The 21,397-nt window shown below is 61.3% G+C and carries 18 protein-coding genes; 12 read left to right on the top strand and 6 right to left on the bottom strand.

Annotated elements, in window-relative coordinates; all coding sequences use genetic code 11:
* From B071_RS0103645 to glnA, 11 genes are all read left to right on the top strand, one after another.
* On the top strand, positions 1-720 hold a 720-nt coding region (locus tag B071_RS0103645), incomplete at its 5' end, for a TCP-1/cpn60 chaperonin family protein (protein WP_018525748.1).
* A 535-nt stretch (positions 721-1,255) separates the two neighbouring features.
* Positions 1,256-1,627, top strand: coding sequence for a preprotein translocase subunit YajC (gene yajC, locus B071_RS0103635; protein WP_018525746.1), 372 nt, complete (start codon positions 1,256-1,258; stop codon positions 1,625-1,627).
* Positions 1,628-1,657: 30 nt separating this feature from the next.
* Positions 1,658-3,382 (top strand): protein translocase subunit SecD, encoded by a 1,725-nt coding sequence (gene secD / locus B071_RS0103630; protein ID WP_026244945.1) that lies wholly within the window; start codon positions 1,658-1,660, stop codon positions 3,380-3,382.
* Entirely contained in the window at positions 3,379-4,470 is a 1,092-nt protein-coding gene (gene secF, locus B071_RS0103625; RefSeq protein ID WP_018525744.1) for a protein translocase subunit SecF, read from the top strand. The genes secD and secF overlap by 4 nt, the downstream gene beginning before the upstream one ends.
* A 158-nt stretch (positions 4,471-4,628) precedes the next feature.
* Complete coding sequence (locus tag B071_RS0103620) at positions 4,629-5,447, top strand: HAD-IIA family hydrolase (RefSeq protein ID WP_018525743.1); 819 nt, start codon at positions 4,629-4,631, stop codon at positions 5,445-5,447.
* Between the two features lie 93 nt (positions 5,448-5,540).
* Positions 5,541-7,703, top strand: coding sequence for a glycogen debranching protein GlgX (glgX, locus tag B071_RS0103615; RefSeq protein ID WP_018525742.1), 2,163 nt, complete (start codon positions 5,541-5,543; stop codon positions 7,701-7,703).
* A 39-nt stretch (positions 7,704-7,742) separates the two neighbouring features.
* Positions 7,743-9,491 (top strand): threonine--tRNA ligase, encoded by a 1,749-nt coding sequence (gene thrS, locus B071_RS0103610; protein ID WP_018525741.1) that lies wholly within the window; start codon positions 7,743-7,745, stop codon positions 9,489-9,491.
* Positions 9,488-11,026 carry a carboxypeptidase M32 gene (locus B071_RS0103605; RefSeq protein ID WP_018525740.1) on the top strand — a complete coding sequence of 513 codons (1,539 nt, stop codon included), beginning with the start codon at positions 9,488-9,490 and terminating at the stop codon, positions 11,024-11,026. The genes thrS and B071_RS0103605 overlap by 4 nt, the downstream gene beginning before the upstream one ends.
* A 910-nt stretch (positions 11,027-11,936) precedes the next feature.
* A complete protein-coding gene (locus tag B071_RS0103595; protein WP_040587218.1) occupies positions 11,937-12,227 on the top strand; it encodes a hypothetical protein in 291 nt (96 codons plus the stop codon).
* Between the two features lie 32 nt (positions 12,228-12,259).
* The gene (locus B071_RS0103590; RefSeq protein WP_018525737.1) at positions 12,260-12,847 is read left to right on the top strand and encodes a CDP-alcohol phosphatidyltransferase family protein; all 588 of its coding nucleotides are present in this window, start codon (positions 12,260-12,262) and stop codon (positions 12,845-12,847) included.
* A 446-nt stretch (positions 12,848-13,293) separates the two neighbouring features.
* Positions 13,294-14,718, top strand: coding sequence for a type I glutamate--ammonia ligase (gene glnA / locus B071_RS0103580; protein ID WP_040587216.1), 1,425 nt, complete (start codon positions 13,294-13,296; stop codon positions 14,716-14,718).
* A gap of 175 nt (positions 14,719-14,893) precedes the next feature.
* Here the strand turns inward: glnA and betB are convergent, their stop codons facing one another.
* Positions 14,894-16,360 (bottom strand): betaine-aldehyde dehydrogenase, encoded by a 1,467-nt coding sequence (gene betB / locus B071_RS0103575; protein WP_438829551.1) that lies wholly within the window; start codon positions 16,358-16,360, stop codon positions 14,894-14,896.
* Positions 16,361-16,499: 139 nt separating this feature from the next.
* Complete coding sequence (locus B071_RS0103570) at positions 16,500-17,303, bottom strand: SDR family NAD(P)-dependent oxidoreductase (RefSeq protein ID WP_438829550.1); 804 nt, start codon at positions 17,301-17,303, stop codon at positions 16,500-16,502.
* 337 nt (positions 17,304-17,640) lie between these two features.
* On the opposite strand from B071_RS0103570, the gene choX reads away from it, so the two are divergent.
* Positions 17,641-18,627: a choline ABC transporter substrate-binding protein gene (choX, locus tag B071_RS0103565; protein ID WP_018525732.1), complete on the top strand. Its 987-nt coding sequence runs from the start codon at positions 17,641-17,643 to the stop codon at positions 18,625-18,627.
* A 2-nt stretch (positions 18,628-18,629) separates the two neighbouring features.
* Here choX and B071_RS15755 read toward each other — a convergent pair whose 3' ends face one another.
* From B071_RS15755 to B071_RS0103540, 4 genes are all read right to left on the bottom strand, one after another.
* The gene (locus B071_RS15755) at positions 18,630-19,436 is read right to left on the bottom strand and encodes a patatin-like phospholipase family protein (protein WP_018525731.1); all 807 of its coding nucleotides are present in this window, start codon (positions 19,434-19,436) and stop codon (positions 18,630-18,632) included.
* Complete coding sequence (locus B071_RS0103555; RefSeq protein WP_018525730.1) at positions 19,433-20,098, bottom strand: class I SAM-dependent methyltransferase; 666 nt, start codon at positions 20,096-20,098, stop codon at positions 19,433-19,435. Before B071_RS0103555 ends, B071_RS15755 begins: the two co-directional genes overlap by 4 nt.
* Before the next feature lie 83 nt (positions 20,099-20,181).
* Positions 20,182-20,706, bottom strand: coding sequence for a YeeE/YedE thiosulfate transporter family protein (locus B071_RS15750; RefSeq protein ID WP_018525729.1), 525 nt, complete (start codon positions 20,704-20,706; stop codon positions 20,182-20,184).
* Positions 20,703-21,299, bottom strand: coding sequence for a YeeE/YedE thiosulfate transporter family protein (locus B071_RS0103540; protein ID WP_018525728.1), 597 nt, complete (start codon positions 21,297-21,299; stop codon positions 20,703-20,705). Before B071_RS0103540 ends, B071_RS15750 begins: the two co-directional genes overlap by 4 nt.
* Between the last annotated feature and the right edge of the window lie 98 nt (positions 21,300-21,397).

Genomic DNA, 21,397 nt, shown 5'->3' with positions numbered 1-21,397 from the left:
CAGCTGGGTACCGCCCAGTCCGTGAAGGTGGACAAGGAAAACACCACCATCATCAACGGTGCCGGCAAGCCCCAGGACATCAAGGACCGGACGGCCCAGATCAAGGCCCAGATCGAGGACACCACCAGCGATTACGACCGCGAGAAACTCCAGGAGCGTCTGGCCAAGCTCGCAGGAGGCGTGGCGGTGATCAACGTTGGTGCAGCAACCGAGGTGGAGCTGAAAGAGAAGAAGCATCGCGTAGAAGATGCGCTCTCGGCTACCCGGGCCGCTGTGGAGGAAGGAATCGTTCCCGGTGGTGGTACCGCGCTGGTACAGATCATCGAGGTTCTGGAGAAGGCCGACCTCTCCAAGGAGGACGAGGANGCCAAGGTGGGCTTCAAGATCGTTCGCCGNGCCCTGGAAGAGCCCATGCGCCAGATCGCTGTCAACGCCGGTGTGGACGGATCGATCATCGTGGACCAGGCCAAGAAAGANAAGAAGGGCGTGGGATACGATGCCGCTACGGGCGAATGGGTGAACATGATGCAGGCCGGTATCATCGACCCCGCAAAGGTGACCCGCTCGGCTCTGCAGAACGCAGCCTCCATCGCCAGCCTGCTCCTCACCACGGAGTGCGCNGTGACGGACCTTCCCGAGAAAGAGGGCGCTGCTCCCGCTGGTGGCGGTATGGACATGGGCGGCATGGGTGGTATGGGAGGCATGGGCGGCATGATGTAAGCCGCGCTCTCCCGATACCGTACAATTACAGAGAGTNTGGGGGGCGGGGCTTTTCCTGCCCCCTTTTTTGTGGATATCATTGCGGGANCGGGNCCGGGCACACAGTTGCGGGCACGATNTTTCTCCGGGGGNNNCNCCCCGGAAGGGCGANCACAGGGGAGGTTTCATGAAGCGTGACGATTTTATCTGGACGATCGGATATCAGGATGGAACAGCCCTCGTGGACGGCCCCTCGCGGAAAAGGCACCGCAACCGTTCTGCCGGGGAACTTCTCGANGCNGGACAGTACCGGGCTGCNTTTTGCGCNGCTCTGTACGACGGGGAACTTGAAGAGTTTCTCCCCCGGTTTCAGACTGCCACGGGNATTGCCGTGGATTCCGGGGAAGCCCTGCAGCGTCTCTTCGGGGTCTTTGAACCTCCCCGGAAGGGGCAGGCCGTATCGGTGATCGGCTAGCCCGGCTCGCTCAAGCTTGACCGTACCCCCCCTCCATGATACCGTAACCGGAAATTTCTCNAACACGAAGGACGTGATTACATGAATATGCTGTATTCCCTGCCCCTCTTGGTAGGCGTTGCCGAGGGTGGAGGCGCCTCAGGCGGAGCCGCTTCCATGGCCCCGACCATGATTACCTTTGGTCTTGTCTTCGCCATNTTTTACTTTCTCATTATNCGGCCCCAGAGCAAGCGTCAGAAAAAAACCCAGGACATGCTGAAATCCCTGAAGAAGGGCGACCGGGTTCAGACGATCGGCGGAATTCGCGGCACGATNTTCTCCATGAAAGAGGAGACGGTGGTGCTGAAAGTTGACGACCATTGCAAGATCCAGTTTGCCCGCTCCGCCGTGGCCCAGGTTCTTGACAAGAGTAACGAGTCGAGNAGCAACGAAGTTGCGCTCAANGAGAAATAACACCAATCTCTCCCCTTCGGAGTTGCACGAATGAGTAAACGACTGAGACTGTCAATCATTCTGGCGCTTGTCGCTTTTGGAGCCGCCGCGTTTTACCCGACGGTGCGCTGGTACTTCTTTGTACCGGAAAGCCAGAAGCAGCTTGCCCAGAGTTCCCGGATCGAGATTCGGGATTGGGCCCAGGGTCGGGCCCGGGAGGCCCTGGAGGATCTGCGCGGTGCTGCCGCAGCAGGCGCAACGCTCCCCGGGGAATATTCTTTCCTGATTCCCCAGGCGCGGAGCGCCTTCCGGGCCATGGAGATACCCCTCCCCGATGAATGGGGAGCCGCCGAGGTTCTGCGGGCCTTCCGNGACGAGGCCGAGGCCTTCGAGGTTCTGGAGCAGAAATATCGCCAGGAGATTCTGGAGCTCAAGGACCTGAAAGACCGGATCATCCTGCTGGGGCTGGACCTCTCGGGTGGNATCAGCGTTACCCTGGAAGCGGACCAGCAAAATCTGACCGAGCGTCTGGGNCGTCAGCCGTCNCANGNCGAGATGTCCGAGGCTGTAGAGCTGGCCATGGAAATCATCCGGAACCGGATCGACCGGTTCGGCGTGACGGAGCCGCAGATTCGCGAGGCAGAAAACAACCGGATCGTGATCGAGATTCCCGGAGACGATGACCGCGAGCGGGTGAGTGCCTTTCTTCTGGGCCGGGGGAGCCTGAACTTTCATATCGTCCACGGCGATGCCACGGACCGGCTTATCCNGCTCCAGAACGAGCAGCCCGGATGGTCGCCCGATATCGACGGGGTCCCCGAGTTTGTTCCGGCGGGAACGGTGGTGCGGGAATACGTCACGCGCGACGCCTACGGTATCGATGAGCGGGTTCGCTGGATCGTGATCTACGAGGACATCGTCGAGCACGGTCTCGACGGGCAGTATATTACCGATGCCCAGGTGGCTCGGGATCCTCTCACCAACCGCCCCACGGTNAACTTCGTGCTCGATGCGCGGGGCGCCGAGGAGTTTTCNCTCCTGACCAGGGATAACGTGGGGAACTCCATGGCGATCGTCATGGACGAGAAGGTTCGCGCCTACGCCCGGATCCAGGAAGAGATTCCCACGGGTCAGGTGCGGATCACCGGTTTTGACCAGGAGCAGGCAGCGAANATCGCGCTGGTGTTGCGCACGGCGGCGCTCCCCGTCAATCTGGAGATCGTGAACCAGCAGGTGGTGGGAGCTACCCTCGGCGCGCGGGCGATCCGTGTGGGACTGCAGTCGATCGCCCTGGGATTCGCCCTGATCATCGTTTTCATGGCTATCTATTACAAGAGGGCGGGGCTCATCGCCGACGTGGCGCTGGTGCTGAACCTCTTTTTTATCCTGGCGGTGCTCTCGGCCTTTAACCTGACCCTGACCCTCACCAGNGTTGCCGGTATTATCCTCACCGTGGGTATGGCCGTGGACGCCAANGTGATCATCTTTGAGCGGATCAAGGAAGAGTACCGCCTGGGCAAGGGTGCCCGCTCGGCGGTTCGCGGCGGGTTTGACAAGGCCTTCTGGACGGTCATGGACGCCAACATCACCACCTTTATCGCTGCGCTCTTTCTCTCGCAGCTCGGTTCCGGTCCCATTCAGGGGTTTGCCATCACGCTGGCTGTGGGGATCGTCTCGTCCATGTTTACCGCTCTGGTGGTGACCCGGCTCTTTTTTGACTTTGCCACGGACACCCTGCGCCGAAGCAAACTGAGTATCGCCTGGAGGCTTTCATGACACGTGTGTTTGATTTTATGAAATCCCGGCTGATCATGCTGCTTCTCTCGGCGGTGGTGATCGTCGGGGGAATCGCCGGCACGGTGATGCAGGGCGGGTTCAACCTGGGGATCGATTTCCGGGCTGGCCTGAGCATGACCGTGGGGATCTCCGGCGACGTTTCCGAGGACGATCTCCGGGCTGCCCTGGGGGCCTTCGAGGGCGCCCAGGTTCAGCGCCTGGGGGCTGNGGCGGAGCAGCGCTTTGTCATCCGCGTTCGCGATGAGGGTTCCCACGACGACGGNCAGGAAGGTTTTGCCGAACGGACCAGCCGGGAGCTTCTGGAGACTCTTTCGACGGCCTTCGCCGGTTCCCGGATCGAGGAGCTGGAAACNGTCTATGTGGGGCCCCGCTTTTCCCGGGATCTGACCAGGCAGGCCCTCTTTCTGACGGTCTTTGCCCTGCTCCTGATTCTGGGCTATCTCTGGTTCCGCTTCCGCCTGGAGTACGCCGCATCGTCGATCGCGGCGCTGGTTCACGACGTGGCGGTGATTCTCGGTCTGATCGGGACGCTCCAGCTGGAGGTGACCACGGCTACGATCGCTGCGGTTCTCACCATCATCGGGTACTCCCTGAACGATACGATCGTNATCTTTGACCGGATTCGCGAGAACGAGGGTCTCCTGCGGGAGAAGTCGTTCCCCACGATCATCAATACCAGTATCACCCAGAGTCTGAGCAGAACGGTCATTACCTCCGTGACGACCCTTCTCGCTGTGGGGGCGATCTATGTTTTCAGCACCGGGGAAATTCAGCTCTTTGCCCTGACCCTGATCATGGGTGTTCTGGTGGGGACGTACTCGTCGATCTTCGTGGCTTCGCCGGTTCTCTGGTTCTGGCACGCCAAGGCGGGGGCCTATCGNCGCCGGAAAGACGCCGAACGCTATCACCGTGGCGCCGTGTCCCGTTCTTCCGAGGGTGAGGGATCGAANCAGAGCGGAGCCAAGGNTTCCCAGGCCGCAGCGGACCGCCAGGCCGCCGAGGCTGAAGCTGCCAAGCGGGAGATTCTTCAGAAGCGCCGCAGCCAGAAGAAAAAGGGCAGCCACTAGGCGCTCTCTTTTCTGCGCTCCCTGCGCTCCCTGCGCTTTTTTATGCCGCCCGGATCGTTGCTGGTCCGTGGCGGTTTTTTTTGTTTTCGTCTATTCTGGTCCGGGGTCGGGTGCCTTCCGGGGCCGATGCAAAATCTGCGGATAAAAGGAAAGAAACCATGAGTACAGACAAAACTTCCCTGGGCGAGCGCCTCGCCTCGGTGCGGGGAATTATTTCCGATATGGACGGAGTGATCTATCACGGGAACCGGCTGCTCCCGGGGGTCCCCGATTTTGTCCGGTGGCTCCAGGAATCGGGCAGGCAGTACCTCTTTCTCACCAACTCCAGCGAACGCAGCCCCCGGGAACTGCAGGAAAAACTGCGCCGTCTCGGTCTGGATGTGCCGGTAGAGAACTTTCTCACCAGCGCCCTGGCCACGGCGGGGTTCCTCAGGAACCAGGTGCCGGGAGGGAGCGTCTACGCCGTGGGTGAGGCCGGGCTGATCAGCGCCCTCTACGATGCGGGGTTCTCCATGAACGACGTCGACCCCGATTACGTGGTGATCGGTGAGACCCGAAGCTACAGTTTCGAAAAGATCGAGAAGGCGATCAATCTGGTGAATCGGGGCGCACGACTTATCGGAACCAACCCCGATTTGACCGGGCCCGTGGAATCGGGAATCGCCCCCGCCTGCGGTGCCCTGATCAAGCCCGTGGAACTGGCCACCGGAAAAACACCCTACTTTGTGGGAAAACCCAACCCGCTCATGATGCGCCAGGCCCTGAAACGGATCGAGTGCCGGCGTGAGGAGAGTCTCATCGTGGGAGACCGCATGGATACCGACGTGATCGCCGGGGTAGAGGCCGAGATCGAGACGGTGCTGGTTCTCTCGGGGGTCACCTCGCGGGAGGAGGTCTCGCGCTTTGCCTACCAGCCCCGGTACGTGCTCTCCGGGGTGGATGAGCTGGTTTCGGTGGCCCGCGAGGCCGGTGTGTAGGGCGTCTTCGCCCGAACCGGAGGGGGCAGGACAGGTCCGGAAAGTCCGCTTTCTTCTGGTTTGCCCGTGCAATATGTAGTATACTAGCGCTCTGTGCAATATTCTGAAATTACTACCCAGCCCGGAAAACCCTACCCCCTCGGTGCGACCCCCCTGCCGGGGCGCGTCCATTTCGGGCTTGTAAGCCGCCACGCTACGCGGGTATGGCTTCAGCTTTACAGCGACCCCCAGGCACGATTTCCCGAGCGGGAGTTTGAACTGCTCCCCGAGCTTCACCGGACGGGCGATGTCTGGCATATCGAGGTCCAGGGGATCGGGCCCGGCGCGATGTATCTCTTTCGGGTAGATGGCCCCTTTTCCCCCGAGGAGGGGCTCCGTTTTAATCCCTACCGACCCCTGCTGGACCCCTACGCAAAGGCCCTGACGGGGAACTTCACCTGGAACCTGCGCGAGGCCCTCGCCTACGATCACGAGTCGCCCCGAAAGGACCTCTCCCTTCGCACCACGGGCGACGCCGGAGCGTTCCCCAAGTGTATCGTAGTGGATGACCTCTTCGACTGGCAGGGGGACAGGCCCCTGAACTATCCGCTCCAGGATTGTATCATCTACGAGGCCCACCTGCGGGGTCTCTCGTGTCACCCCTCGGCAGAGGTGGCGCATCCCGGAACCTACCGGGGGGTGATCGAGATGATCCCCTACCTGAAGGAACTGGGTATCACCAGCCTGGAACTGCTGCCGGTTCACGAGTTCGACGAGCACGAGTTCGAGCGCTATAACCCCGAGACGGGGGAGCGACTCATCAATTACTGGGGCTACAACACCGTGGCCTTCTTCGCCCCCAAAGGTGCGTACGCTGCCGACGGGGCCCTGGGGGAACAGGTCGCCGAGTTCAAGGAGATGGTGCGGGAACTCCACAAGGCGGGGATCGAGGTCATCCTGGACGTTGTCTTTAACCACAGCGGCGAGGGGAGCGAGCTGGGGCCCACCTTCAGCTTCCGGGGAATCGACAACCCCACCTATTACATGCTGGAAGATGATCGGCGCTACTACCGGAACTTTTCCGGTACCGGCAACACCATGAACTGCAACAACCCCGTCATGCGAACCCTGATCATGGAGTGCCTGCACTACTGGGTAGTGGACATGCACGTGGACGGCTTCCGCTTCGATCTGGGAAGCATCCTGGGGCGTGACGAGCGGGGCCACCTTCTGGAAAACGCCCCCATCCTGGACAGGATCGCCAACGATCCCGTCTTGCGGGACACCAAGATCATCGCCGAGGCCTGGGACGCGGGGGGCGCCTACCAGGTGGGAGCCTTCCGGGGGCGCTGGGCCGAGTGGAACGACCGGTTCCGGGACGACCTGCGCCGCTACTGGCGGGGCGACAGGAACACCGTGGCTGCCCTGGCCACCCGCTTTGCCGGGAGCGCCGACCTCTACCACGCCGGGGGCCGGAAACCCTTCCACAGCATCAACTTCATCACCTCCCACGACGGTTTCACCCTGCGCGACCTGGTGAGTTACAACAGAAAGCACAACGAAGAGAACGGTGAAGAGAACCGCGACGGCCATAACGGGAACTTCAGCTATAACTACGGCCACGAGGGAGAGACGGAGGACCCCGAGATCCGCGCCCTGCGGCTGCGCCAGATGAAAAACCTCATGGGATCGCTGCTCCTCTCCCTGGGAACGCCCATGATTCTCTCGGGTGACGAGTTCGGCCGAACCCAGGGGGGCAACAACAACGCCTACTGCCAGAACAATGCCATCAGCTGGAACGACTATCGCCTGGGCGTGGACTACGGGGAACTCTTCCGGTTCACCCGGATGCTCATCGCCCTGCGGAAACGGCACCCCGTCTTCACCAGACCCGAGTTCTACACGGGTCTCGATAACAGCCGGAGTACCAGGAACGACATCGACTGGTTCGACAGCGGTGGAGGCCGCATGGACTGGGCCAAAAACGCCAGCTGCCTGGCCATCTATATCGACGGTACCGAGATAGAGCGCCACGCCAATCGCGAGGACGATGATTTCTACATCATGTTCAACGCATCCCGCGAGGAAGAGCCCTTTTCCGTCCCCGACCCCCCCGAGGGGTTGCGCTGGGTCCGGGTGATCGACACCAGCAAGGAACCGCCGGGAGACTTCTGTGAGCCCGGTCTGGAGGAGGGGCTGCCCCCGGAGCTGGAGATATCTCTCCAGGGGCGCTCTCTGGTGGTATTGAGAACCGCTCCGGATATTGACGAGGAGTGAGGTGAAATGGTACCCCTTTGAGCTGGAGGTACCCCACCCATGGCGGATGCGCTCACGCGTGAAGAAAAACTGTACCGGATTCGGCACACCACGGCCCACGTAATGGCCGAAGCCGTTCTCAAGATATTTCCCGAGGCCTCGATCGCGATCGGCCCTCCCGTGGAGAACGGCTTTTACTACGATTTCAAGCTACCCCGCTCCCTCAAACCGGAAGACCTGGAGGTGATCGAGGAAGAAATGAGAGGAATTCTCGGGGGCAAGCATCCTCTCACCAGAGAAGTGGTGGGCAAGGAGCGGGCCCGGGAGATATTCCGCGATCAGCCCTTCAAGCTGGAGCTCATCGAGGACCTTCCCGAGGATGTGGAAGTCTCGACCTACACGGTCGATACCTTTGTGGACCTCTGCAAGGGGCCCCACGTGGAGTCCACCGCCGAGATTCATCCCAAGGCTTTCAAGCTCCTCTCCATCGCCGGCGCCTACTGGCGGGGCGACGAGAAGCGCCCCATGCTGCAGCGCATCTACGGAACCGCCTGGGAGACCCCCAAGGAGTTGAGGGAACACCTGAACTGGCTCGCCGAGGTGGAGAAAAGGGACCACCGCAAGGTGGGGCGGGAACTCGATCTCTTCAGCACCCACGAGGAGGCCGGCTCCGGTCTGGTCTACTGGCACCCCAAGGGCGCGCGCATCCGGGGGGCGATCGAGGACTTCTGGCGGGAAGAGCACCGCAAGGGCGGGTACGACATGCTCTATACCCCCCACGTGGGAAAGAGCTGGCTCTGGGAGACCTCGGGACACCTCGATTTCTACAAGGAAAACATGTATTCCCCCATGGAGCTGGACAACGCCGAGTACTTTGCCAAGCCCATGAACTGTCCCTTTCACATCATGGTCTATCAGACGGGAAAGCGCAGCTATCGCGACCTTCCCCTCCGGTGGGGCGAGCTGGGAACGGTCTATCGCTACGAACGCAGCGGTGTGCTTCACGGGCTCCTGCGGGTTCGGGGATTCACCCAGGACGACGCCCACATTTTCTGTACCCCCGATCAGGTGGAGGAGGAGATCCTGGAGGTCCTGCAGTTCAGCATGAACATCTGGGAGGCCTTCGGGTTTCACAAAATCAAGGCCTACCTCTCGACGCGCCCCGAAAAATCCGTGGGTGATCCCGCTGACTGGGACCGGGCCACGGAGAGCCTGCGGAAAGCCCTGGAAGCGGAGGGGATGGACTACGAGCTGGACCAGGGGGGCGGTGCCTTCTACGGCCCGAAGATCGACCTCAAGGTGCAGGACGCCCTGGGTCGCGAATGGCAGATGACCACCATCCAGTTCGACTTTAACCTGCCCGAGCGGTTCAACATGACCTTTGTGGATCGCGATGGCCAGGAAAAACGCCCCTACATGGTGCACCGGGCGCTTCTGGGATCGCTGGAGCGGTTTTTTGGGGTTCTGATCGAGCACTACGGAGGAGCCTTCCCCGTCTGGCTGGCGCCCCAGCAGGCCCTGGTGGTGCCCGTTGCCCCGGCCTTTAACGAGTACGCCAGGACCGTTGCCAAAACCCTCTTTGCTGCGGGCTATCGGGTCGAGGCCGACCTCTCGGACAACCGGATGAACGCAAAAATCCGCTCGGCCCAGCAACAGAAGATTCCCTACATGCTGGTGGTGGGCGAGGCCGAGGAAGAGGCCCGGGCCGTGAGCCCCAGAACGCGTACGGGGGAACGGCCCGGGACGATGTCCCTGGAAGATTTCGAGTCCTTCCTGGCCGAAAAGGTCCGGAAGAAGGAGCTCCTGTGAGCGATCAGGAGCGGGGTTCCCTCGGAGAGCGGGGGCTTTCGGGCGATCCCCTGGAGGAGCTCAAGGCGCTGGACCGGGAGGCCCGGCTTCTTGAGCATTCCGGGGCCGTTCTGAGCTGGGATCAAGAGGTCTATATGCCTCCCGCTGCCCTGGACGAGCGGGCCGACCAGTTGGCCCTGCTCCAGAGCCTGGCCCACCAGCGCGACCGTTCGCCCCGGGTGGGGGAACTGCTGGAGCAGCTCCGGGCAGAAGAGGCCGCCCCGGAGGGGCTGGAGGGGATCTTCCTCCGCGAGAAACACCGTTCCTACCAGCGGAGCTGTCGCGTGCCGGACCGCCTTGTCCGGGATCTGGCCCGAACGGCGAGCCAGGGCCAGAACGCCTGGGTGGCGGCGCGGGCAGAAAACGACTACGAACGGTTCAGGCCCTGGCTCGAGCGCCTGATCGGGCTGAACCGGGAACTGGCGGAACACCTGGGGTACCGGGATTGTCCCTACGACGCCCTTCTGGATCAGTACGAACCCTACACCTCCACGGCAGAGGTGGCCGGGGTCTTCCGGGACCTCCGGGAGGGGCTGGTTCCCCTGGTCCGGCGGATCGCCTCCAGGCCCGTGCCCGATCAGTCCTTCCTGAGGAAATCCTTTCCCCTGGAGGGCCAGAAACAGCTGAGTCGGGAGGTGATGGTGGCCTTGGGCTACGATCTTGATCGGGGCCGCCTGGATTCCTCGGCCCATCCCTTCACCACAACCCTGGGGAGCCGGGACGTTCGCATTACCACGCGCTTCGACGAGAGAGCTCCCGAATCGGGGTTGTTTTCGACGATCCACGAGACGGGCCACGCCCTCTACGAACTGGGTGTGGCCGAGGAGCTGGCGGGAACGCTCCTGGCCGAGGGAACCTCCCTGGGAATCCACGAATCCCAGTCCCGGATGTGGGAAAACATGATCGGTCGGAGCCGGGCCTTCTGGTCGCACTGGCTCCCCCGAATGAGGGAGATCTTTCCCGATCAGCTCGAGGGGGTCTCGCTGGAGCATTTTTATCGTGGGATCAACCGGGTAGAGCCCTCGCTGATCCGGGTCGAGGCCGATGAGGTTACCTACAGTCTCCACGTGATTCTCCGGTTCGAGCTGGAACAGGCCCTGATCTCGGGGGATCTTCCGGTGAAGGACCTCCCCGATGCCTGGAACCGGGGCATGAAGGATCTCCTGGGGGTGGAGCCCCGGGACTATTCCTCGGGAGTGCTCCAGGACGTGCACTGGTCCATGGGCGCCTTCGGGTACTTCCCCACCTACGCCCTGGGAAATCTTTACGCAGCGCAGTTCTTGAGGGCCCTGGAGAAGGACCTGCCCGATCTCTGGGAGGGGGTCGCCCGGGGCGAGTACGCTCCGATCCTTGACTGGCTTCGCCGGGCGATCCATCGCCACGGCAAATGCCGGAGTGCGGGAGAGCTGGTTCGGGAAATTACCGGGGGACCACTGGATTCTGCGGTCTTTCTGGATTATCTTTGGAAGAAGTACGATGAGGATCAGGGGAGGTAACCAGATCTATCGGTATTGTTCAGACACTTGGGAGTAATCCTTTTTTTCTTGTGTCTGTCTCGGGAGGGTGCGCCGGGTGCGCCCTCGGCTGGGTATGGTCCCTGTGGAGGGGGGCGGGCAGACGGTCCCGACCCCTTTCGTACCGGCGGCGGAGGCGGCTTCTGGTCCCTCTGTCTCTGATCGTTTCTATTGTGCTCTCCGGGTTGGCGGCATTGTTTGGTGGTGACGTGCTGACGCAATGGCCGCTCTGGACCGGAGGGCTTTTTTCGGCCTTCCTTCTCACTTTTTTGTGCTTTTTTNTAATTTATGACTTTTTTGGAGGTTCGGTCAGGGGGCGTTGCCTCATCTGGCTCCCGGCTCTGGTGGTGTTCCTGGCGGGATTCTTTCTGACCGGCGGAGGGTTCTGGTTTCTGCCGGACCAGCGAGCTCTCCTGTGGCAGGCCGGGCCGGGATCGTCCGGGGGGGCTTTCCCGGAGGAGTTTCTGCTCCTGCTGTGTTCCATCGATTCCGGCGAAGCGGGGATCGAGATCTCGGGGCAACTCTTTCCGGGGACCCTTCGGGAAGAGCAGGTCCGTCTTTCGGGCCCCCGGGAGAGTCGGCTGCGGGTCCGGGCCCGGGTTCGCCAGGCGATTCCCCCGGTCTGGTGGGTTCCAGCGCTCCCCGTGCCCGGGACGGCCCGGGTGGTTCTGGAAGAGCGGGGTGGTGGAGAGGCCTTCGCTCTGGCCGAGGGGCCCTCGCCTGCCCACCCGCTGCTGGAGTATCTCACGGAGCGGGGGCTCTTTCAGGAGAAGGCCCTGGAGGTGGTTCTTCCCCGGCGCGAGGACTGGTATCTTCAACCCGGACGGTACGCCCTGGTGCTCGAGAGGGCCGGGGGTAATGTGCAGGGCGGATCGCTCCGATACACAAGGCAATGATGATCTCCCTTTACGCCCGGAACAAGGACGGCGCCGCCCGGTACGTCACCATCACAGATCGCCAGGGGAACCTCTTTGGGTACAAGACGCTCACCGTCACGACGGGGAGTGACTTCCTGGTTACCCGGGAGCGTCACTTCACCTACGCCACCGAGGCCGAGATGCAGCGCGCGCTCCGGGGGATGATCGACCGGCGCCTGCGGAAGGGGTACAGCGTTCTCTACAGCTTCTTTGCCCCCGGCCGGTACGGAGAGCTCCCGGAGCTCCTGGCGGCCCGCCAATCTTGACAGAGATGCCTTGACCCGCCAGTATAGGTGGCGTGAACGCTGCAAACGCTCTGACTTCTCTCCGGCTCGTGTTGAGCCCTGTTTTTTTTGTTTTCGCCTTTCTTCCGCTCTGGGGTGACGGGCGATTTGCGCTTCTGAGCACGGTGGTGCTCTGGGTCCTTTTTGCCATCATTGAACTATCGGATATGCTCGACGGTGCGGTGGCCCGGGGGCTGGGAATCGTCTCGGACCTGGGGAAGCTGCTGGATCCCTTTGCCGATGTGGTGAGTCGCCTCACCTACTTTCTCGTCTTTGTGGTGCTGGAGATCATGCCCGCCTGGATGTTCCTGCTCATCATGTACCGCGAGGTGGGGATCATCTTTGTGCGAATGATGATGATGCGCGATGGTGTCGCCCTAGCTGCGCGGAAGGGCGGCAAGACCAAGGCTGTCATGTACGCTGTCAGCGCCGGGCTGGGGCTTTTCCTGCTCATGAACATTCGCCTGGGAACCTTTCCCGCCCTGGAGGGGGTCCTTCCCTGGGTGGTGCTGGGGTCCTTCGCTGTGTCGGTCTTTCTTTCCTGGGCAAGTTTCCTGGATTACCTGATCATTCTCTACCGCCACTACAAGAGCCGCGCCTGAGTGGCCGGCCCCGGGGCCTGCCCGGTACGGGCAGGGCTGCCAGGGGCCTGGCTGATCCAGGGGTACATCGCCCTGCACCGGCCTGCCCGGGCGGGGTGGGCCGACAGGCTTTGGTTCCCTCCTTTTTCTGATTCCCCTTTCGTGCTTCCTCCAGAGTTCAGTATTGTGCTTTTTCTCTTTTCCGATCGTACCATCGCTGTGTGAGCTGTGAGCTGTGAGCTGTGAGCTGTGAGCTGTGAGCTGTGAGCTGTGAGCTGTGAGCTGTGAGCCTGCCGGGGCGGGGCCAGCCGCGAAGGGGAGAAAGTTTTTCCTTTTTTTCTCTCTGGCCCTTTACAGGAACGGGTATTTTCACTATTATACCCACATAAATGTAGTAAGTAAGTTCATTACCCACCAAAAGGGGGTTAAAATTGTTCTTACAGTCCGATTCGTTAGGGAGGAAGGCCATGAGTACAGAAATGACGGCGCAAGACGTGCTCGATTTGGTAAAGAAGGAAGAGGTCCAGATCATCGATTTCAGGTTTATGGACTTCCCGGGGATGCAGCAGCACTTCTCCGTTCCCGTGGATGCTCTTGATATGGACACCTTCACCGAGGGGCTCGGGTTCGACGGGTCCAGCATCCGGGGCTGGCAGGCGATTAACGAGTCGGACATGATCGTGGTTCCCCAGCCGCAGACGGCTTTTATCGATCCCTTCATGGAGATCAAGACCCTGGTGATGACCTGCAACATCGGTGATCCCATCACCGGCGAGGATTACACCCGGGACCCGCGCAACATCGCCCGGAAGGCCGAGAACTACCTCAAGAGCACCGGCATCGGCGATACCGCCTTCATTGGAGCCGAGGCGGAGTTCTTCGTCCTCGACGATATTCGCTACGATCAGACCGAGAACAGCGGTTATTACTTCATCGATTCTTCCGAGGGGCGCTGGAACTCCGGTCGCGACGAGGGGCCGAACCTGGGGTACAAACCCCGCTACAAGGAGGGGTACTTTCCCGTACCGCCCTCGGATGCGCTTCAGGATCTGCGGAGCGAGATGGTTCTTCACATGCAGAACGTGGGGCTCTCTGTGGAGGCTCATCACCACGAGGTGGCCACCGGGGGGCAGTGCGAGATCGATCTTCGCTTTGCACCGCTCCTGGACATGGCCGACGATATGACCAAGTACAAGTATATTGTGAAGAACACCGCCCGGAAGCACGGGAAAACGGTGACCTTCATGCCCAAACCTCTCTTTATGGATAACGGGAGCGGCATGCACACCCACCTTTCCATCTGGAAGGGCGGAAAGAATACCTTCTTTGGTGACGGCTACGCGGGGCTCTCGCAGAACGCGCTCTACGCGATCGGGGGTATCCTGAAGCACGCCCCGGCGCTTCTGGCCTTTACCAACCCCACCACGAACAGCTACAAGCGGCTCGTGCCCGGCTACGAGGCACCGGTGAACCTGGCCTACAGCAGGCGGAACAGAAGCGCCGCCGTGCGGATTCCCATGTACTCCACCAGCGAGAAATCAAAGCGCTTCGAGTTCCGCTGTCCCGATCCCTCGTGCAACCCCTATCTTTCCTTCAGTGCCCTCCTGATGGCAGCGATCGACGGGATACAGAACAAGATCGATCCCGGTGAGCCCCTGGACCGGAACATCTACGATCTGAGCCCCCAGGAAGCTTCCCTGGTGATGACCACGCCGGGAACGCTCCGGGAGGCGCTGGAGGCGCTGCGGGCCGACCACGAGTTCCTCCTGCGGGGTGATGTCTTCACCGAGGATGTGATCCAGACCTGGATCGACTACAAGCTCGAGAACGAGGTGATGGCCCTGGATCTGCGGCCCCACCCCTACGAGTTCGCCCTCTACTACGATATCTGATCCGGTGACCCCGTCACGGATCAGGGCAAACCGTGGCCAGACAGGACCGGGCGCCCAGAGCGCGCGGTGTCTGGGGCAGGGTGATGTTTCTGGCAGATCGAAGTTTGGAAAGAAAAACCCCCGGCACGAGGCCGGGGGTTTTTGCTGCCCGAAGGGCGGGTTCTCAGATAGCGGCTCAGGAAGAGGCGCCGAACCAGTTCAGGGGCTCCGTGGCGTAGTTCTGGTAGACGTGCTTGATCTCGGTGTATTCCTCGAGACCGGCAGCCCCAAGCTCGCGGCCGATGCCGGACTGCTTGTACCCGCCCCAGGGAGCCTGGGCAAAATAGATGTTGAAATCGTTGATCCAGACCGTTCCCATCCGCATGGCGCTCGCCACCCGGTGAGCCCGGTTCTGGTCCTTGCTCCAGACAGCTCCGGAGAGTCCGTAGGTGGTGTCGTTGGCCAGGCGGATCGCCTCTTCCTCGGTGTGAAACCGTTCCACCGTCAGGACCGGTCCGAAAACCTCTTCCTGAACGATGCGCATGGAGGTGTCGCAGTCCACGAAAATGGTGGGATTAACGAAAAACCCCTTCTGGAGTGCCGGGTCCTTGGGGCGGTCGCCGCCGAGCACGAGTTTTGCGCCCTCGTCCTGGCCGATCTGGATGTAGCGCTCCACCTTGGCCCGGTGTTTTTCCGAGATCAAGGGGCCCATCTCTGTTTTGGGGTCGAAGGCTTCGCCCAGGCGGATCTTCTGTGCCCGCTCTACCACGCCTGCCACCAGCTTGTCGTGGAGCGCATCCTCNACGATNAGGCGTGCTCCGGCGGAACAGACCTGACCCGCGTGAAAGAAGATGCCGTTCAGGACGTAGTCGATGGCCAGCTCGAGATCGGTATCGGCAAAGATCACGTTGGGGTTCTTGCCTCCCAGCTCAAAGGCGATCTTTTTCATGTTGCCTGTGGCGGCCTGCATGATCTTGCGACCCGTCTCGATGCCGCCGGTGAAGCTGATCAGGTCCACNTCGACGTTCTCGGCGAGTTCGTTTCCCGCCGTGGGGCCGGCACCGAGGACCAGGTTGACCACTCCGGCGGGAAAGCCCGCTTCCTCGGCGAGTTGGGTCACCTTGATGGTGGTAAGGGGCGTATCCTCGCTGGGCTTCATGACGATGGTGTTTCCCGCCACCAGAGCGGGGGCCATCTTCCACGATGCCTGCAGGAGGGGATAGTTCCAGGGTGATATCTGGCCACAGACTCCCACGGGCTCGCGGACGATGGTGCTCGTGGTGTTGGGAATGGGCGAGGCGATCACCTCTCCGGCGTCCTTGTCGGCAAGGCCCGCGTAGTAGCGGAAGATACCGGCGATGTCCTGCATATCGCCACGGCTCTCTTCCATGGTCTTGGCTGTGTCCCAGCTCTCCAGGGCTGCCAGCTCCTCGGCGTCCCGCTCGATCAGATCGGCGAGCTTGCCCACCAGGGCTCCGCGCTCGCTGGCCGGGGTCCGCGCCCAGTCGCCCGCGTCAAAGGCTTTCCGTGCTGCCGCCACCGCCCGGCGGGCGTCCCCGGCGTCGCCCTCGGTGACCCGGGCAATTCTTCGCTGATCGTAGGGATAGATGATGTCCCGGGTCTTTCCCGAGGCTGCTTCGCACCAGGTTCCGTCGATATACATTTTCCCCAGGGTATCGGGGTTCAAATACTGTTCCATAGGTCTCTCCTTCTGTATGGTTCGGGTTTTCGTGATACTGCTGCGTGTGGACGGNCGTTATGCCGGGAGGGCCCCCGTGATGAGGGCCCTCTCCACGGGGTGATTACCAGACCGATCCCGCCGAAACGGTGATGTCCTGTCCGGTGATTCCCACNGCCTCATCCTTGCAGAGGAAGGCTGCCAGGGCGCCGATCTCCACGGGCTGGATCATGCGCTTCTGGGGGTTCTCCGCTTTCTGCTCCTGGATAAAGAGGTCGCCCTTGGTGTTCATCTGCTTTTCCGCAATATCGCTGAGCCACTCGGTGCCAAAGGTGGTCTCCACCCAGCCGGGGCTGATGCTGTTGGCCGTGACCAGCGCCTCGGCTCCTTCCTGGGCTACCGCTCTGGTGAAACCCGTTACGGCAGACTTGCTGGCGCAGTAGGCGGGGGACATGGGGGCTCCCACGCTCGCTGCGGTGGAGGCGATGTTGATTATCCGTCCCCAGCGGCGCTCAATCATCCCGGGAAGCACCTCGCGGGTTGCCCGGAACACGCCGTTGGCGTTGACGTCCATCACCTTGAGCCACAGGTTCTCGTCGTGGTTTACCACACCGTGCTCTGCCGTTATTCCTGCTGCGTTGGCCAGAATATCAACGGGACCCAGTTCTTTCGTCACGGCCTCGTGGAAGTTTTTCACGCTGGCGGTGTCGCATACGTCCAGGCCCAGGGCCACACACTTGACGCCACAGGACTCGATGTCTTTTTTTGTCTGCTCCAGTTCGCTCTTTCCGGGCCGGTTTACCAGCTCTCCCTCGGCGTTTCTGGCGCTGTCCTCGCTCAGGAGGGATCCGATCCCAACATGGGCGCCCGCCTTCGCAAAAGCAAGAGCCATGGCCCGTCCCATACCCGATGCACCGCCGGTGACCATCGCTACTCGTCCCTCAAGATACCGTTCGCTCATACTGTTCCTCTCCGTTTCGTAAAAAAATCATCCCGCATCACTGCGGTAATCCATAGTACAATAAAGTTTAGTCACATGACCTAAAATACGGTACCCGAAAATAAAAAACGTGGCAAGTCCCCGAATGATGCTCTAATTGGTAGTATAACAACAAGTTAGCACCACGCTTTGTTTGTCTAATTTCTACAATTATAAAGCTCCCGACCATTATAATTAGATATTTAATCTAAGCACGCCTTGATGTGCAGCGAATTACTGGTTAATGTTTAGACTTGAAATCATTACCAAGGAGGAAATACACGGAATGATTAATGGAAAAGAGCGTAAGATTTTTTTACAGGTGCTCAGCCTGATTGTGCTGTCCGTTCCCGTTGTTTTTGCAGGGGGCCAGAAAGAGGCGGCGCAACAGGCCGATGCCGAGGGAGCTCACCAGCAGGTGGTGGTGCGCTTTGCCGAAGTGGGCTGGATGGATATCGAGGCCACAACCGCAGCGGCCCGACTGGTGCTGGAGGCGATCGGTTACGAGACGACCTCGAACACCGTTTCCGTTCCCGTGGCCTACGAGGGGATGGCCGAAGGTGATGTGGATATCTTCCTGGGGAACTGGATGCCCTCCATGGGGACGATCGCCAACGCCTACTTCGAGAGGGGTGTCGTGGAAAAGGTGCGGCCGAATCTGGAGGGAGCCAAGTATACCCTGGCCGTACCCCGGTACCTGGCGGAAGAGGGGCTCACCGACTTCTCCCACATTGCAGAGTTTGCCGACGACCTTGATTACACGATTCACGGGATCGAAGCGGGGAACGACGGAAACCAGATTATCTGGGATATGATCCACAGCGGGGACTTCGGTCTGGATGACTTTGTCGTGGCCGAGTCGAGCGAGGCGGGGATGCTCTCGGAAGCCCGGGCCCGGGCCCGGCGCGAGGAGCCGATCGTGTTTCTTGGATGGGCTCCGCATCCCATGAACTCCTACATTGACATGGTCTATCTCACCGGCGGCGACGACCATTTCGGTCCCGATTTCGGGGCTGCCACGGTCTATACCAACGCCCGGGCCGGTTTTCTGGCGGACTATCCCAACCTGGAACGGTTCTTCAACAATCTCTACTACACCGTGGAGATGGAGAACGATATCATGGCAAAAATCGATGAGGGCATCGATGCCCGCGAGGCGGCCCGGTCCTGGCTGCGGGAGAATCCCGCTATCCTGGAAGAGTGGCTCCAGGGCGTGGAAACCCTTTCGGGTGAGGACGCCCTGGCTGTGGTTCGTGAAGCCCTGGCGGGGTGATCTCAGAGAAGGCCGCGTAAGGCCGGGAGGGCTGCGCGCATGGACTCTTCGCCGGCGGTGAAGAGTTCCCGGGCGCAGGAAAGCTCGTGGTATCCTATGTGCGCTATATCGGGCTGCAGGAGGATATCGCTGCTTTCCCGTCCCAGGCGGCTGGTGTTCCAGATCAGCACGGCAAAGGTCTGGAAGGTCACATCGATCAGGTTTTTGGGGAGGCGTCCGTCGGAGGACTCCCTGTTCAGGTCGATGGCCAGCACCGCCTCGGCCCCCATCTCCCGAACAACCCGGGCGGGGAGGTTGTCCACCACACCCCCGTCGACCAGAACCTGCTCGCCCTCACAGAGGGGTTCAAAGATTCCCGGCACGGAAGAGCTGGCCCGTACGGCCCGTGCCACGGAGCCACTCTGAAGGAGGACGGGGCTCGCGTTGACGATGTCGACGGCCACGGCCGTGAGGGGGATCAGGAGCTCCTGGAAGGTGATGTCCCCCAGGCGATCCAGAAGGATCGCTTCCATCCGCTCAGTTTTTACCAGCCCCATCCCCGAGAAGGAGGGTCGCAGGAGTTCTCCCCAGGTGATTTCCTGGCTGAGCTCCCACATCTCCTCCCAGGACATGCCTGCACAGTAGAAGGCCCCGATGATGCTGCCGATGCTGGTCCCTGCCACAGCGGTAATGGGGATGTCTTCCTCCTGGAGAACCTTTATGGCCCCGATATGAGCGATTCCCCGGGCTGCGCCGCCTCCCAGGGCGAGGCCCAGGGGCTTTGTCCGGGGTGCGATCAGGGACTCTCCCAGGGTGCGGAGGAACTTCATGCCGCCCTCCGGAAGAATACCAGGTTTTTCCGGGGCACCTCGATCTCCCAGTGGTGACGGTGGGCCAGGGACCGGAAGGTCTTCTCCCGATAGAAGACAACGTGGGTTGGGTCGAGCCGGTAATACCAGCGGGCGAAGCGGCTGTCGTCGTCCTGAAACTCTGTCATGATTCCCAGAATCCCCCCCGGCAAGAGGAGCGAGGCCAGACGGGAGAACTCCCGCGCCGGGGCATGAAAGTGTTCGGCCGTCTCGCAGCAGGTGATAAAGTGGTAGCGCTCCTGCAGGGGGGCCTGAGAGGGGGCGTAGAAGGGATCGTAACAGGCCACGCTGTGGCCTGCGGCGGAGATAATTTCCGCCAGAACCGGCGCGGGTCCCGACCCGTAGTCCAGGCCGCGGGCCGGGGCGGGGAGGGTCCCTGCCCGGGCGCTCCGGTCCAGCCTCTCCAGAAGGGGATCTGCCAGACGGTGCAGGAAAGCCCGATACCGGGGATCGTCGCCGTCGTTATTGTGGCGGTCATAGCGCTGAAGTTCTTCCCGGGGTGAGGGGTGCTGCGCCGGGTCCAGGAAGGTGGCGGTGCAGCCCGGGCATCGCCAGTAGTTCCTGGGGGGGAGCTCCATGAAGGGCGAGACCCGGGAGTGATCGCAGACGGGGCATCGTTCCATGGGGCCAGTATAGCGAAAGCAGCCCCTTGTGTGGACTGGTATCACCTCGCTCCGGCACCGATCGGGCCGGAACGAGGGGGCGGTTAGAGTCCCCGCCGTTCAAAGAATCGGAAGAGGAAGAAGGACCCCGCTGCCAGGGCTGCTATTACCAGCCAGTGGTTCACCCCCAGCAACTGGGGCAGCGAAATCGCTCCGAAGGATCCCAGGGGCTGGATGTGGGTCTGGATGAAGGGGTAGAGAAGGGCAAAGATGATCCCCCCCAGCAACATGCCCAGGATCGGCCAGATCACGTGAAATCGGCCCTCGCCGATCGCGCCGATGCTGGTTCCGGGGCAGTACCCGATGATCGCCCAGCCGACACCGAAGAGGAGTCCGCCCAGAATCTGGGAGCCCAGGCTGAGCGCGCGGGGGGCGAAGGAGATGATTCCTGCGTCCTGAAGGGCGTGAATCCCCACGGAGGCCACCACGATGGTGGTGAGCATGAACTTTACCACCGTCATATCTTTCAGGAGCATGGCCCCTACCTGCCGTTCAAAGCGCAAAGCCTGAGCCTGCTGGAGAAAAATTCCGAAAAATATGCCTGTTACAAGACCGTAGACGAGAATCATGAGAGACCTCCCTGTGTGTTGTCGGAGCGCCCGGAGCGCGCTGACGAGTTGTTGCCGGAGACTGGTGCTGCAGGGGATGCATAGAGGAACCGGGCTGTTGTAATCCCTCCGATAAAGAACATGGCCATCGCCAGAAGGCTGCTGACCCCGAGCTGACTCACGCCGCTCACACCGTGACCACTGGGACACCCCCCGGCCATGCGTGCGCCGATCATGGCCAGCGATCCCCCGGCCAGCGAATAGAGGAGCCGCGTTTTCTGGCTGGAGCCGAAGCTGGAGACCCAGAGCTCGGGGAGGTGTTCCCGGTGAAAGGTGCCGCTGGCCCGGGCAGAGATGAAGGCGCCCAGGCCGATGCCGATGACAAAGAGCAGCTGCCAGTTGGGAAAGGCCGCCCCCGTGAGTGCTCCGTCCCGAACCTGGGCAAAGGCGAGGGAGCTGAGATCTATCCCCAGGGAGGTGAGGATGAACGTGGAGAGGCGGGGAAAGGTGGTGGACGTGCCGAAGAACTGTCCGGCCAGAGCCACGCTGGCCGTCAGAAGCAACCCCGAGAGGGCGCCAAAAAGGTACGGCCTGGAGCGTTCGGGAATGTGCATGGGAACCTCCTGCAATCTAATATATGATAATCTATATATAAACACTCAGGAATTGGTTGTCAAGTCTTTTTCTCCCGCCGGTGGATATCGGACCCCGG

The organism is Alkalispirochaeta alkalica DSM 8900 (assembly GCF_000373545.1).
Classification (GTDB): Bacteria; Spirochaetota; Spirochaetia; order DSM-27196; family Alkalispirochaetaceae; genus Alkalispirochaeta; species Alkalispirochaeta alkalica.
Note: the sequence above shows the minus strand (reverse complement) of the source record. Positions and strands in the feature narration are given on the sequence as shown.

Coding starts and splice junctions, on each gene's coding strand:
- B071_RS0103620 (WP_018525743.1), top strand. CDS start 4,629: ATGAGTACAGACAAAACTTCCCTGGGCGAGCGCCTCGCCTCGGTGCGG.
- thrS (WP_018525741.1), top strand. CDS start 7,743: ATGGCGGATGCGCTCACGCGTGAAGAAAAACTGTACCGGATTCGGCAC.
- B071_RS0103595 (WP_040587218.1), top strand. CDS start 11,937: ATGATGATCTCCCTTTACGCCCGGAACAAGGACGGCGCCGCCCGGTAC.
- glnA (WP_040587216.1), top strand. CDS start 13,294: ATGAGTACAGAAATGACGGCGCAAGACGTGCTCGATTTGGTAAAGAAG.
- choX (WP_018525732.1), top strand. CDS start 17,641: ATGATTAATGGAAAAGAGCGTAAGATTTTTTTACAGGTGCTCAGCCTG.
- B071_RS15755 (WP_018525731.1), bottom strand. CDS start 19,436: ATGAAGTTCCTCCGCACCCTGGGAGAGTCCCTGATCGCACCCCGGACA.
- B071_RS0103555 (WP_018525730.1), bottom strand. CDS start 20,098: ATGGAACGATGCCCCGTCTGCGATCACTCCCGGGTCTCGCCCTTCATG.
- B071_RS15750 (WP_018525729.1), bottom strand. CDS start 20,706: ATGATTCTCGTCTACGGTCTTGTAACAGGCATATTTTTCGGAATTTTT.
- B071_RS0103540 (WP_018525728.1), bottom strand. CDS start 21,299: ATGCACATTCCCGAACGCTCCAGGCCGTACCTTTTTGGCGCCCTCTCG.